The organism is Micrococcus sp. LASM2_SD2 (assembly GCF_057364565.1).
In genome coordinates, this window is record NZ_JBNFOB010000039.1 from 1 (window position 1) to 12,677 (window position 12,677).

General features: G+C 72.2%; 14 protein-coding genes. 3 read left to right on the plus strand and 11 right to left on the minus strand.

Features of this window, described 5'->3' with window-relative positions; translation table 11 throughout:
* The 11 genes from AC2W7A_RS03800 to AC2W7A_RS03850 form a co-directional block, all read right to left on the minus strand.
* Positions 1–529, minus strand: a 529-nt coding sequence (locus AC2W7A_RS03800; protein ID WP_485990192.1) for a glycosyltransferase family 4 protein, incomplete at its 3' end; no start/stop codon positions are given.
* Between the two features lie 101 nt (positions 530–630).
* Entirely contained in the window at positions 631–1,851 is a 1,221-nt protein-coding gene (locus tag AC2W7A_RS03805; RefSeq protein ID WP_485990193.1) for a glycosyltransferase, read from the minus strand.
* On the minus strand, positions 1,841–3,193 hold the full coding sequence (locus AC2W7A_RS03810; protein WP_485990194.1) for a glycosyltransferase family protein: 1,353 nt from the start codon (positions 3,191–3,193) through the stop codon (positions 1,841–1,843). The genes AC2W7A_RS03805 and AC2W7A_RS03810 overlap by 11 nt, the downstream gene beginning before the upstream one ends.
* A 192-nt stretch (positions 3,194–3,385) precedes the next feature.
* Positions 3,386–3,832, minus strand: coding sequence for a pilus assembly protein TadG-related protein (locus tag AC2W7A_RS03815; protein ID WP_485990195.1), 447 nt, complete (start codon positions 3,830–3,832; stop codon positions 3,386–3,388).
* A gap of 44 nt (positions 3,833–3,876) precedes the next feature.
* Positions 3,877–4,347 (minus strand): hypothetical protein, encoded by a 471-nt coding sequence (locus AC2W7A_RS03820; protein WP_485990196.1) that lies wholly within the window; start codon positions 4,345–4,347, stop codon positions 3,877–3,879.
* On the minus strand, positions 4,331–4,675 hold the full coding sequence (locus AC2W7A_RS03825; RefSeq protein WP_485990197.1) for a TadE/TadG family type IV pilus assembly protein: 345 nt from the start codon (positions 4,673–4,675) through the stop codon (positions 4,331–4,333). Before AC2W7A_RS03825 ends, AC2W7A_RS03820 begins: the two co-directional genes overlap by 17 nt.
* Before the next feature lie 71 nt (positions 4,676–4,746).
* Positions 4,747–4,944, minus strand: a complete 198-nt coding sequence (locus AC2W7A_RS03830; RefSeq protein WP_485990205.1) for a hypothetical protein — start codon at positions 4,942–4,944, stop codon at positions 4,747–4,749.
* Between the two features lie 102 nt (positions 4,945–5,046).
* A complete protein-coding gene (locus tag AC2W7A_RS03835) occupies positions 5,047–5,985 on the minus strand; it encodes a type II secretion system F family protein (protein WP_485990198.1) in 939 nt (312 codons plus the stop codon).
* Positions 5,982–6,842, minus strand: coding sequence for a type II secretion system F family protein (locus AC2W7A_RS03840; RefSeq protein WP_485990199.1), 861 nt, complete (start codon positions 6,840–6,842; stop codon positions 5,982–5,984). The genes AC2W7A_RS03835 and AC2W7A_RS03840 overlap by 4 nt, the downstream gene beginning before the upstream one ends.
* Complete coding sequence (locus AC2W7A_RS03845) at positions 6,842–8,068, minus strand: TadA family conjugal transfer-associated ATPase (RefSeq protein ID WP_485990200.1); 1,227 nt, start codon at positions 8,066–8,068, stop codon at positions 6,842–6,844. The genes AC2W7A_RS03840 and AC2W7A_RS03845 overlap by 1 nt, the downstream gene beginning before the upstream one ends.
* A gap of 815 nt (positions 8,069–8,883) precedes the next feature.
* Positions 8,884–9,219: a hypothetical protein gene (locus AC2W7A_RS03850; RefSeq protein WP_485990201.1), complete on the minus strand. Its 336-nt coding sequence runs from the start codon at positions 9,217–9,219 to the stop codon at positions 8,884–8,886.
* Positions 9,220–9,263: 44 nt separating this feature from the next.
* On the opposite strand from AC2W7A_RS03850, the gene AC2W7A_RS03855 reads away from it, so the two are divergent.
* The 3 genes from AC2W7A_RS03855 to AC2W7A_RS03865 all read left to right on the plus strand — a co-directional run bounded on the left by AC2W7A_RS03855 (position 9,264) and on the right by AC2W7A_RS03865 (position 12,591).
* Entirely contained in the window at positions 9,264–11,414 is a 2,151-nt protein-coding gene (locus tag AC2W7A_RS03855; RefSeq protein ID WP_485990202.1) for an FtsK/SpoIIIE domain-containing protein, read from the plus strand.
* Positions 11,415–11,489: 75 nt separating this feature from the next.
* Complete coding sequence (locus tag AC2W7A_RS03860) at positions 11,490–12,008, plus strand: hypothetical protein (protein ID WP_485990203.1); 519 nt, start codon at positions 11,490–11,492, stop codon at positions 12,006–12,008.
* 4 nt (positions 12,009–12,012) lie between these two features.
* Entirely contained in the window at positions 12,013–12,591 is a 579-nt protein-coding gene (locus AC2W7A_RS03865; protein WP_485990204.1) for a dienelactone hydrolase family protein, read from the plus strand.
* Positions 12,592–12,677 lie beyond the last annotated feature (86 nt).

The window sequence follows — 12,677 nt, forward strand, 5'->3', positions numbered from 1 at the left end:
CCCAGGCGGCGACCGGCTCGGAGACGCAGGAGACCACGTCCGCGGCGGACAGGGCGGACTCGGTGAGGGCGACGGCCGCGTCCACGTCATGCAGGGAGCGGTGGGCGGCCTGCTCGGCCACCAGCGGGGCGTTGACCTCCATGACCAGCGGGATCCGGCGGCCGGCGGCCTGGGACAGCACGGCGGCCAGGCGGGCGCCGACGTCCGAGAACAGGGCGTAGCGCTCGTAGACCAGGTCCGCGCCGTCCGCCGCGGCGGCGGCCAGCATGCGGTCCCCGGCGCGGCGCAGTTCGACCTCACGCTCGGCGGAGCCGGCGGCGGACTCGACCGGGATGACCACCACGTCCAGGTCCGCCAGGTCCGCGGGCACGGACTCGACGCCCTTCTTGTCCCCGCGGCGCAGGCAGTACACGGTGACCTCGTGGCCCAGGCCGCGCAGGGCGCGGGTGATCTCCTGGACGTGCACCGAGGCGCCCTTCGTGCCGAAGGGGCCGATGCCGGGGTCGGCGAGGAGGTAGGCGATCTGCATGGCTGACGTGTCCTTCACGGGCGGTTTCGGGCGGTCGATGGGCGGGGGCGAGGTGGGATTCGAGGCGGCCGGCGCGGACGATGCGGGCCGGCCGGGGCGGCTCAGGCGCTCACGAGGCGGGCCAGCCGGGCGGCCTGGCCGGAGGAGTCGAACAGGTCCTCGATCTGGGTGCGGGCGGCGGCGGTCAGCGCGGAGTGGTCCGCGTCCGGGGCGATCGCTTCGGCCACGGCGGCGGTGAGGGCGTCGGTGTCTCCGGTGGGCACGAGCCAGCCGGTCTCCCCGGTCTTCACGACCTCGCCCACGGCGGTCACGTCCGCGGCCACACAGGGCAGGCCGCGGGCCATGGCCTCCAGCAGCACGGTCGGCAGGCCGTCCGCGTTGCCGTCCGAGCCCACCACGAACGGTGCCACGAACACGTCCCGGGTGCCCAGCAGCTCGGTGACCTCGGCCTGGGTGATCGGGCCGAGCAGACGCACGTGCTGCGTCAGGCCGTGGGCCTCGATCCGGCGGCGCAGGTCTGCGGCGAGCGGGCCGTCACCGGCGATCTCGGCGGTGACGTCATGGCCGTCCGCGCGCAGGCGGGCCACGGCCTCCACCACGTGCTCGAAGCCCTTCTTCTCCACCAGGCGGCCCACGGCGAGCAGCCGGGCCGGACGGTCCGCGGTGCGGGCCGGACGCTGCTCGTAGGGGAAGCGGTCCAGGTCCAGGCCGTTGCGGACCAGCTTCAGGGTGGCGGTGGACTCCGGGAAGCGGGCCTTCAGGTCGTCCACGTTGTACTGGGAGATGGTGATGGAGTGGTGGGCGTCCGCGAACTTCGCCTTCAGGTCCTCCGGGTCCACGTCCTCATGGAAGATGTCCTTCGCGTGGGCGGTGAAGGAGTATGGCAGGTCCGCGATCCTCCCGGCCATGCGGGCCACGGTGGTGGCCACGGAGGCGAAGTGGGCGTGCAGGTGGGTGACGCCGTGGGCGCGGGCGGCCCGGGCGACCTCCACGGCCTGGACGGCATCGTCGTGGCCGAGGGTGAGGAGCTCGGGAAGGTGCGCGGACATGCCGGCGGCGAGGGAGCCGTCGTCGTGCTGGGCGGCGCCGGCGAGCGCCTGCCAGAGGCGGTTCGCCGAGGAGGGGCGGCCGATGTGCGCCACCGGGGCCTTGACCCGGGCGAGCTCCGGGTGGAAGCGGGCGTCCGTGGTGGGGCGCAGGGAGAAGATGACGATCTTCTCGCCCTGGGCCTCGCGGGCCAGGATCTCGGAGACCACGAAGGTCTCGGAGAAGCGCGGGTACATCTTCAGGACATAGCCGATGACGGGGGTCTCAGCAGGCATTCTGGGTCTCCAGGATCGGTGCGGTGGTGCAGGTGCTGCCGGGCGCAGCGTCGCCGGCGGCCTCGGCAGGGTGCTCCGGGGAGGCGGAGCGGAGGGGCAGGGCGGCGGCCTCGCCGTCGCGGACGGCGCGGGCCGAGCAGTGGCGGCAACGGGCGGAACGGATCACGTCCGCGGCCAGCAGGCCCACATGGGCCAGCCCGTCCAGGTCCAGGTGGTTGCGGTCCACCCGGCGGGTCACGGCGTCGGCGAGCCACTCGCCGACGATCTGACCGGAGACCTCCGCCATGGGCACGGTGTCCACGGCGTCCGCGGCGGACAGGGCGGCGGCACGGCGGGGCTGCTCGGCGCGGCGGGAGGCGCGCGGCACCACGAGGGCCGGGGTGTCGGAGGCGAGGACCTCGGCCGTGGAGTTGTATCCGCCCATGCAGACGGTCGCGGCGGCGTGGGTGAGCAGCGCGGGCAGGTTGTTCACGGCGCGGCGGACCTCGATGCCCGGGCGGGACACGCCCTGGGCACCGGTGACGGGGGCCGAGCACGGGTTGGCGGCGGCGGTCTCCCGGACGCGGGCCTCGTCTTTGGCGGACATCTGCGGGCCGGTGACGATGATGTGGCGGTGGCCGGCGGGGACCTCGGCGGCGGCGGAGGCCAGCACGACGTCCACGCCGTCCGAGCCGCCGCCCACGGAGGTGAGGATGTACGGCGTCTCCAGCGGGGCGCCCTCGTCCTCCGGGCGGCCGCGGGAGAGCAGGCCGGTGAACCGGGTCAGCTCGGCCAGGCCGGCGGGGATCTCGCCGGTGGCGGTGGGGTCGTAGACGTTCTGGTCTCCGTAGACCCAGATCGCGTCATAGTGGGCCGCGACCTCGTCCGCGCCGCCGATCTTCTCCCACTCGGCCTGCACGGCGGAGGGGGTGTCCAGCACGTCCCGCATGCCGAGGACGGTGGCGGTGCCGTGCGTGCTGCGCATCCGGGCCAGGGCGGACTTGAGCTCCTGGTCCACGCCGAACGCGTGGCGGTCGGCGATGAACAGGTCCGGGGCGAAGGTGTCCAGGGCGGTGGCGATGATCTCCCCGCGCATGTCCGCCAGGTCCGGCACGGACATGCCGATGTTGCGGGCGGCGTAGCCGGCGGGGGTGCGGGCGTAGCCGGGCAGCAGCAGCCAGTCCCAGCCCTCCGGGAGGGAGTCCTGGGAAGCGTCCGGGTGCCCGGCGATCAGCATGCCGGTGACCGGCTCGCCGGTGAGCTTCGGGAGGGTGTTGGCCATCGCCCACGCCAGCGCGCGGTTGCGCCGTGCGTGACCGAGTCCCACCGAGTCGTGGGAGTAGAGAACCACGCTGATGCCCATGGGATGGCACCTCCTGAATCCGTCGGCGTCCCGGCGCTCTGCCGGATGACGCGTTCGACGCTACGGAGCGTCCATGAGGCGTCCATGAGACGTTGAGGAAGCGCGGATGAGACGGCACCCGGGTGGCCCGAGGCCAGGTCGGCGCCGGAGGCGGTGCGGGTGCAAGACGGGGTGGCCCGGGAGCGGCCGGGCTCAGCGTTGGAGGGAGGTGCGGGAGCTGCCCTCCGCGGAGATCTCCACGTGGGCGGGCAGGACGCCGTCGAAGGCCGGCGGCAGCGGGAGCACCTCCGCGGTGCCGGCGAGCGTGACGACCACGGTGGTCCCGTCCTCGGCCACCCGCGCTCGGACGGCCGACAGGCCGGGGACCGTCTCCTGGGCGCCCACGGCGGCGAGGTGCTCGTCCACCGCCTGTCGGACCTCGGCGTCCGTGAGGGTGAACCCGGGGCCGGTGTCCAGGGCGAAGGCGACGGCCTCCGCCCCGGAGGCGGCGGCACCGTCCGCGAGGGACTGCAGCTGCCGGTGCTGGACCGTGACGAAGGTGGCCGCGAACATCACCATGACCAGGGCAAGGACGATCACGGTCATCCCGAGGACCAGCGGGGTGGTCTGGCCGTCGTCGGCAGTGAGGCGGCGGTTCATGGTCCCTCCTCTTTCCGGGGCGGGGTGGACTGGGCGGTACAGGGTCAGAACCTTGGGGCCCGATGACGGGCGTCCGAGGTGATGCTGACAGGTGTGGCCTGCACCCCGAACACCTGCTCCAACACGGGCAACGGCACCTGGACCCGCACGTGGACCTGCGCCACCATGCCCGGCTCGCGGTCGAGGCAGCTTCCCGGATGACATTCGAGGTCCATCTCATACATGTCCTCCAGGACGCCGTAGTCCATGAGAGTTCTGCGGACGACCCCGTGCACCGAGGCCGTCGCGGTCTCCTGCTCCTGCGACACGGCCGTCCGGGCCGCCTGGTCGGCGGCGGCGACCGCCCCGTAGGCGGCGGCCTGGAGCTGGGAGACGAACAGCAGCAGGTAGATCACAGGAACCAGCAGGATGAAGGCGAGCGCCAGGAACTCGACGGAGGCCGAGCCCTGCTCGTCCCGGGCGCGGGACCGAGTGCCGTGGCCTCTGTGGCGACGTGTGTCAGTAGCGGTAGGCATGGCCGTGCACCGTCCATTCGATCGGGGACTCGAAGAGCCCGAACACGGGCATGGACCCCGTCACCGTGACCTGCAGGACGGGGGTTCCGCCCTCGTCCACGTTCTGCGCAGTCACCTGCGTTCCGAGGCCGGTGACGGTGCCGGCGGCGAGGATCTCCTCGGCCCGGGCCACCCCGTCGGCCGCGGTGCGATCGGCCAGGGCCCCGTACCGCGCCCCGGCACTGGCTGCGTCGATCATGGCATTGCGGGCATGGACGGCGACCGCCCCCTGCACGAGTGCCACGAAGACCAGAGCCAGCAGCGCCAGGACCATGGAGGTCTCGGCCACGGCGCTGCCCCGTTCCCCGTCACGGAGAGCGGGGCACGGCGCCGCGGACGTGGGCGGTCGGCGGCCCATGGTCAGCGGGTCGCGTCGTTCACCCGCGAGACGGCCTGCTGGAACATGTCGCTCAGCGCAGGCCCGGCGATCGCGATCAGCGTGGCGACCAGGGCTGCGGACATGAGGGTGATCATCACCCAGCCGGGCACGTCTCCCCGCTCGTCGGCGGCACGGTCGCGGGCGTCGCCGAGGAAGGCGACGACCGAGTGGAACATCATCATGGCCTTGGTCTGGATATCCATTTCTTCCCCTCTCTGGGCGCCCCCTGACTCTCAGGCGGGCGGTGTGGTGTTGGCTATTCGGTTGTGGGCCCCGGCATGTCAGATCCCGATGTCCAACAGTGCGATGCCGGGGAAGACTGCGAAGAGGACGGTCAGCGGCAGGATCCCGAAGACGAGCGGGATCATCATGTGCACCTCCTTGCGTCCTGCGGCCTCCATGAGCTCTCGCTTGGAGAGCTCGCGGACGTCCTGGGCCTGGGCCCGGACGACGTCGGCCAGGGGCGTGCCTCGTTCGAGTGCCACGAGGATGCCGTCGATGAACCGCTCCAGCGGCGGGAGCTGGGTGCGCCGTCCGCACGCCTTCAGCGCGGAGGCGAGCGACGCTCCGGCCCGCATGTCCGCAAGGGTCTTGGCGAACTCGCCGGCCAGTTCTCCACGGGCCGTCACCGTGATGCGTTCGAGGGCTCCGGTCGTGCTCTCTCCGGCACTGACCGACAGGGCGAACAGTTCGGCGACGGACGGGAACTCGGTGAGGATCCGGCGTCGGCGCCGGGCGATGGCCGAGGCGAGCATCGAGTCCCGTGCCACCGCCGCCATGCCCGTGAACGACACCACGAGCAGGACCGCCACGACGACGCCGATGCGGTCCAGCCCGACCAGGAGCACGGCCAGCACGGTGGACACCAGAGCTCCTGCGACGGCGAGCAGGACCTGCTGCGCGCGGTAGTCCGTGACAGAGAGGTCGCTTCCGGCGGCCTCGAGCTTGCGGCGCAGTGCCTCGTGGCCGGGGTTGAAGCGCTGCAACGCGCCGACGCCCGCCCCGAGCAGAGGCTGGACGATCCGGGCCAGCCCGGACCACGGAGAGGCGTCCGATTCCTGGGCCAGCAGGTTCGAGGCAGGCATGTGGTGGCGCATCTGTGGTTCGACCCGTTCGGCCAGGCTCGGCCGCCAGCCCCAGGGCAGGTGGCGGACGAACAGGAACAGGCCTGTCCCCAGGGTGAGGCCGAGGCCGACGGCGATGCCGAGGGTGCCGGTCATGCGATCACCCGCTCGTCATGGGGAAGGGCACCGATGCGCAGCATCAGCTGGTAGCAGACGACCGAGACGAGCAGGCCCGCTGCCAGCACTCCGGCGCCGGCCGCCGTCCGGTAGATCTCCACGGCCACCGGCTGCGTGCCGATCAGCAGCAGGACCACCCAGGGGGCGGCGACCGCAAGGCGGGCGGCGTTCACGGTCCAGGACTGGCGGGCCTCCAGCTCGGAGCGGACTCGTGCGTCCTGCCGGAGGAACTCGGAGAGGGTCTGGAGCAGCTGGCCGATGTCTGCACCCCCGACTTCGCGCGTCAGCCGGAGCGCCGTCACGAGACGGTCGGCGACGGGATCGGACATGCGCGCCTTGAGCCCGTCCAGGGCGTCCAGGAAGCGGGCGCCGGAGCGGTAGTCCCGCGCGAACTCCTGGAAGGGCTCACGGAGGCCTTCCGGGCCGTTCTCCCCCAGCTGCATGAGCGCCTCCGGGAGCGTCAGCCCGGCGCGGATCGCAGAGCGAACATGGTCGACGGCGTCGGGCCAGACGTCACGCAGGACGATCTGCCGTCGGCGCGCCTGGTAGGAGAGCAGCGCATAGGGCACCACCGCGCCGAACAGGGCGAAGCACAGGGCGATCGGGAGGGCTCGCGTCAGGGCGAGCACCAGCAGGAAGGCGAACAGACCGCATCCCGCCATGGCGGCGACCACGCCGGCCGGCGCGAGACGCGCGATGCCCGCCTGTGCGATCAGCGTCCGGATCCGTCCCTGCCGAGCGGTGTCCTCCGGGTCCGCCGGAGCAGGCTCGTTCCAACAGGACCACCAGACCAGGAACAGCCCGGCGCCCAGCACCAATCCGAGCAGGATGCCCATCAGCGGCCGCCCACCAGGTCGAGGATGTCGATGCCGTGGCGCTCCAGCTGGGGCATCTCCAGGCTCGCCGCCTGGTTGACCACGAGGTCGTCCTCGGCGTCCCGACGGAAGAGGGTGGAAGTCTCGATCACGCCGTCCTCGACGCGCGAGCCCACCGTGAGGATCTCCTCCACCTGCCGGCGCCCCTGACGGTCCCGGGCGCAGTGGACGACCACGTCAATGCAGGTGGCGACGGTGGGCACCACGAAGCTGCGCGAGATGTTCTCCCCGGCGAGAAGCGGGAGGGTGCAGAGCTTGGTGAGCGCGTCCGAGGCGGTGTTCGCGTGGATGGTGCACATGCCCGCGAGCCCGGAGTTGAGTGCCACGAGCATGTCCAGGGACTCCGCCTCGCGGACCTCGCCGATGATCAGCCGGTCCGGTCGCATACGCAGAGCCTCCTTCACGAGGCGGCGCAGCGGGATCTCTCCGTGGCCCTCCAGGTTGGGCTGGCGGCACTGCATGCCGACGACGTCCCTGACCTGCAGCTGCAGCTCAAAGATCTCCTCGACCGTGATGACGCGTTCCCGCGGCCCGATGGACGCCGAGAGGCAGTTCAGCATGGTGGTCTTGCCGGCCTGGGTGGCGCCCGAGACGAGGATGTTCATCCCGGAGGAGACGGCCGCATCGAGGAACCGGGCCGCCTGCGCCGTGAGCGAGCCGCCGCGCACGAGGTCGTCCAGCCTGCTGGCGCGGGCCACGAACTTGCGGACGTTCACCGCCCAGTGCCGCCGTGTGATGTCAGGGATCGCCACGTGGAGCCGGGAACCGTCCGGGAGGGAGGCGTCCACGAAGGGGGTCGAGAGGTCGAGCCGTCTGCCGGAGGACTTCAGCATCATCTCCACGGTGTCCCTGACCTGCTGTTCCGTGAGGACGATCCCGGTGAGTTCAGAGCGCCCGGAGCGGGCGCAGTAGACGGCATCCGGCGCGTTCAGCCAGAACTCCTCGACGCTGGGGTCGTCCAGCAGCGGCTGCAGGGGACCGAACCCGGCGAACAGGTCGAAGAGCCACCGCTGGGTCTCGCCGGGGTCCTTGAGCGACGGCAGCGAACCCGTCAGGGCCCGTGCATCGTAGTCCGAGGTCGCGTCGGAGATGAGCCGGCGCACCGACTCGGGCTCGCGCTGGGGGTCGATGTCGCGGCGTCGGATGAGCTCGCGCAGCTCCGACTCGAGGATGCGCACAGCCTCCATGGGTCCCCTCCTGCACATGGCACTCCAGCCCCCCTGCCGGGGGCTCCCGTCTCACGGCGCCATCCCTTGCGCCACGACCCACAGTACCGTGGCTCGGCTCACACGTCCGAAGACATGTGGACAACGCACGCCGGGCATGGCCTCAGGACTCGTCCAGATCCGCCGAAGTCGCAGTTGTCCACAGATCTGCCCGGGGCTCCTGCGCCGCGGGAGCGCGGGACGGCAAGGTGGTGTGCACGACGACGCCGGGAACGGGATTCCGGCCTCGTCGGACCGCGGCGGCAGGTCGCGGGCACGGTGGACGGAGGGGAGCCGAGATGGCCTGGACCGTGGAGATCATGGGGATGTCCGGCGTCGAGTGCTGGACCGTGTCCGACCTGCCGCCGCACTCGGACGCACAGGATCGGGCTGTGGCCGAGCGCTTCCCGGACATGTGCCTGGAGCGGGAGAGCCGGAAGGGATCCCGGCTGCGGTACATCGCACGTCCTCGGGGCGCACGCCGGCGGCGGCAGGGCCCCGAGCTGAGCCTGGTGGCCGTCTCCGGCCCCGATGCGGGCCAGACGGTCCCCTTCCCCCGTGAGGGGATGACGGTCGGCCGCGGGGACAGCGTCTGGCGGCTGGCCGACCCGACGGCTCCTGCTCGTCCGACGCGGCTCACCGCCTCCTCGGCCGGCCTCCTGGTGGACGACGACGGCCACGTGCCCTGGGTGGACGACGCGACCGTGTCCGTGGGTGCCACCGAGATCACCGTCACCCGCGGCCCCGGGAGGCCGCTGCCGGCGACCACGTCCCTGCCGCAAGCACGGGTCGACACGTCAGGTGCGCCGGCTCCGACGTCGCTCGTGCTGCCGGCTGTCATGGCCGTCGGCCCGCTGCTCCTGGGACTCGTGCTGGCGCTGTCGACGGGTCGCGCCTTCTTCCTTCTCTTCGGACTGCTCTCCGTCGTGGCCGTGGCCACGATGCTCGGGCTGCAGCGCCGAAGTCGCTCCGTCTTCCGCCGACGTCTCTCCGCACGCGTGGACGACGTCGTGGCCGCACGCGAGCGGGCGGCACTCGACCCGCTCGCGCTGACGCGCGCGTGCCGAGCCGACCACACTGACCGCTTCGCCCTTCGTGATGTCCCCGCACCGGATCCGGTCCACCGGGCTCACCCGGCCCGCCTGTGGTCCTGCATTGGGGATCGGCCTGGGGAGAGGTGCCGCTCGACGATCCGGTGCGTCAGGAGCGCTGGCGCCGGGACACCCTGCGCCGGCAGCCCGCCCTCAGCGCACTCGTTCCGGGGCTGCCCGTCCACGTTCGCGTCTCGGGCGGCGAGCATGACGGCGTCCTGCGCTGGATGCTCGTCCAGCTGCTGGTTCAGACCACGCGCCAGGGACTCGGTCTCGTGGTCCACGCCGCGGACACTGGGCGGACCTGGCGGATCGGCTCACAGACGGGAGGCGTGTGCGTGCAGCTGCCGACGGAGCGCACTCTCGTCCCGCTGCGGCAGAGCTGGCTCAGACACTGCCCCGAGGCCGGCCCGGACGCTCCGGTCGACGGCCCCTCCGCCATGGACCGGTGGGCAGAGGTGGCGGTGTCCTCGCAGTTGCCTCAGACCGCCGGTGTCGGTGACCTGGTGGACCTGTCCGAGCGGACGGCGTTCCTGCAGGAGAGCGGACAGGAGCTCACGGACCTGCGCCTCTGCCAGGCATCGGAGCGGACGGCGGCCTGGTGGTCGGCCGAGGTCGCCTCGGACATGGCGACCTCGGGCTCCGCCCCGACGGAGGCGCCGGTCCCCCTGCGCGTTCCGGTGGCACCGGGGAGCTCCACGGCCGTGGAGCGGCTCCGAGTGCCGCTGGCCCACGCGCCTGCCTCGGATGCGGCGCCGCCGGAGGTGGACCTCGTGGCCGACGGCCCCCATCTGCTGATCGCCGGCACGACCGGCTCCGGCAAGTCCGATCTTCTCCTCGGACTCCTCACGGGGCTGTGCGCGTCCCATCCGCCGACCGAGGTGGCACTCGTGCTGCTGGACTTCAAGGGCGGGGCCTCGTTCTCCTGCCTGGAGCGCCTGCCGCACACGATGAGCGTCGAGACGAACCACGTGGCGGCCGCCTCCCTGCGTGCGCTCGACGCGATCGCGGCCGAGCTGCGCCGCCGGGAGGAGCTGTTCGCCGTCCACCGGGTCAGCGACTACCCGGCATTCCGCCGCAGGTCGCCTGAGACGGTCCTGCCGCGGCTGGTCGTGGCCGTGGACGAGCTCCGTGTCCTGCTCGACGAGCATCCCGGTGCTTCCGAGGTGCTCCGGAGGCTGGCCGCCACGGGCCGTTCCCTCGGCTTCCATCTCGTGCTCGCGACCCAGCGGGCCACCGGCACGGTGACGTCGGACATCCGTTCCAACATCGGTTCGGTCCTGTGCCTGCGGACGGCGACGGAGCAGGAGTCCTGGGACCTCACCGGGTCCGCTGTGGCGGCCAGGATCCCGCCGGACCGCCCCGGGACGGTGGTCCACGTCCGGCAGGGGCAGGAGCCCCGCACCTTCCGAGCGGCCACATGGGTGTGCTCCCACGCCCCCAGCCGCTGGATCCGCCGGGGAGCCGTCGGCTCTGCATGGGTCGCTCCGACCAGGTGGGACGACGTGGTGGCGGAGGTCGATGCCGTGACCCGGTCGGCGGACCCGGCGGTGCCGACCCCGATCCTGTCTCCTCCGCTCCCCGAGACCTGGGCCCCCGACGCGGTGGACGGGACGCCGCTCGCACTGGTGGACGACACCGGCTCCGGCACGCACCTGCCCCTGACGTGGGAGGACGGCAGTGCCGGCGGGACCGCTTGGCTGATCGAACGGGTCGGAGGACGGGACCAGGTGATCACCAGACTCCGCGACGACCTCGTGGCGGCAGGGGAACCGGTCCTCCACCTTGATGGACTGGGCTCACCCGCCGAGGCGCCCGCAGGATGGTCGGTGTGGTCTCCCGGCACGGACCCCGAGCTGCCGGACAGGGTGCTCTCCGCCGTCGCCGACCTCACGGAGTCGGGCGGAACCCTGCTGGTCACCGGCTGGGGCGCCTGGACCGGCCTGCGTTGCCCGCGGACCTATCGCGGGATGGAGGAGCTGCTGCTCCAGCAGCTGACATCCGGCGCCGGCCACCGCGTCCGGGTCGCCGCGATCGGTGGCCGAGACCTGGCCTCCTCACGTCTGGTCTCCCACCTGCCCCGGCGGCTGTACGTCCCCGCCGGCACCACGGCCGAGCAGCGTGCCCTGTGGCCGCGCCTGACCGAGGTCCTGCCGGTCCCGGGCCGTGCCGTCCTGGTGGACCCGGCGCATCCGGAGCCGGGCGCTCCGGCCCAGCTGGCGTTCCCCGCCGGGTGAACCAGGCACTTCGGTCCAGCATTCAGGCACCTTCGTCCAGCAGTGAAATCACTCACCCTGGGCTAGGATTGACCTATGCGCCGCGTCCTGTATCTGCTCACCGCGATGCTGCTCGTGATCCCCGTCGTCCTGGATCTGGGCAGCATGATGGGCGCGCTCTACCTCTTCGACTATGCGGACCAGCACGTGACCGTGCAGAAGGTGCTCTCCGTGGTGCCGCCGTTCGCGGCGGGGCTGCTGCTCACCGTCGGCCACTACATGACCCCGTCCGCCGGGCTCTTCGCCTTCGGCCTCGGCACGCAGGTCACGGCACTCGGACGGCTGCTGTGCCACTTCGCCCTGGTCGCCGACGATCAGCCGATCGGCGCCGGGTTCATCCTGCTCCTGCTGGGAGTGACCCTGCTGGGTCTGGCCGTGATCGCCCTCGTCTACACCTTCTCCCGGGATCCGCGCCGGCACCCCCTACCCTCTCAACGCCCGGTCCGTTGGGTGCCGCCGCCTGACCTCCACCGCCTGCCCCATCTCACCTGCCGTCCCCGCCCCGTCACGGGCCACTCCGGCACCCCAGCCTCTCAGCGGCCTGCTCTAGGCTGAGCGCATGAGTCAGATCCTGCTGTTCCACCACGCCCTCGGGCTCACCGAAGGTGTCCGCGCCCTCGCGGAGATGATCGAGGCCGGCGGCCACACCGTGCACCTTCCGGACCTCTACGAGGGGCAGACCTTCGCCAGCGTGGAGGAGGGCGTCGCGCACCTGCAGGAGGTCGGCATGGACGAGATCGTCGCCCGCGGCGTCGCGGCCACCGCCGAGTATCGTCAGGCCTCCGTGCTCGCTGGCATCAGCATGGGCGTCTGCCCCGCGTTCAAGGCCGCGCAGACCGTGCCGGCATTCCGGGCGTGCATCGCCATGTCCGCCGCCCTGCCGCTCAACGCGTACGCCCCGCTGTGGATGCCGCACGTCGCCCTGCAGGTGCACCTGGCCACCGAGGACCCGTGGGTGAAGGACGAGGACCTGCCGCTGGCCCGCTCCTATGCCTCCTCGGACGACGAGCCGGACAACCCGGCCGACCTGTTCGAGTACGACACCGCCGCGCACCTGTTCATGGACTCCTCCACGGACGGGTACGACGAGGCCCTCACCGACCTCATGGTGCAGCGCATCCACGAGCTGCTGCGCTGACCCTCACCGCGCCACGGCGTGCCCGTCCTTGCGCGGGTCGGAGCCGCCGGCGTACCCGCCGTCCGGCAGCCGGCGCCACCCGCCTG

What these genes read in the sequence shown, in the direction of transcription:
- AC2W7A_RS03805 (WP_485990193.1), bottom strand. Translation starts at nt 1,851, where the DNA reads ATGCCTGCTGAGACCCCCGTCATCGGCTATGTCCTGAAGATGTACCCG.
- AC2W7A_RS03810 (WP_485990194.1), bottom strand. Translation starts at nt 3,193, where the DNA reads ATGGGCATCAGCGTGGTTCTCTACTCCCACGACTCGGTGGGACTCGGT.
- AC2W7A_RS03815 (WP_485990195.1), bottom strand. Translation starts at nt 3,832, where the DNA reads ATGAACCGCCGCCTCACTGCCGACGACGGCCAGACCACCCCGCTGGTC.
- AC2W7A_RS03820 (WP_485990196.1), bottom strand. Translation starts at nt 4,347, where the DNA reads ATGCCTACCGCTACTGACACACGTCGCCACAGAGGCCACGGCACTCGG.
- AC2W7A_RS03830 (WP_485990205.1), bottom strand. Translation starts at nt 4,944, where the DNA reads ATGATGTTCCACTCGGTCGTCGCCTTCCTCGGCGACGCCCGCGACCGT.
- AC2W7A_RS03835 (WP_485990198.1), bottom strand. Translation starts at nt 5,985, where the DNA reads ATGACCGGCACCCTCGGCATCGCCGTCGGCCTCGGCCTCACCCTGGGG.
- AC2W7A_RS03840 (WP_485990199.1), bottom strand. Translation starts at nt 6,842, where the DNA reads ATGGGCATCCTGCTCGGATTGGTGCTGGGCGCCGGGCTGTTCCTGGTC.
- AC2W7A_RS03845 (WP_485990200.1), bottom strand. Translation starts at nt 8,068, where the DNA reads ATGGAGGCTGTGCGCATCCTCGAGTCGGAGCTGCGCGAGCTCATCCGA.
- AC2W7A_RS03860 (WP_485990203.1), top strand. Translation starts at nt 11,490, where the DNA reads ATGCGCCGCGTCCTGTATCTGCTCACCGCGATGCTGCTCGTGATCCCC.
- AC2W7A_RS03865 (WP_485990204.1), top strand. Translation starts at nt 12,013, where the DNA reads ATGAGTCAGATCCTGCTGTTCCACCACGCCCTCGGGCTCACCGAAGGT.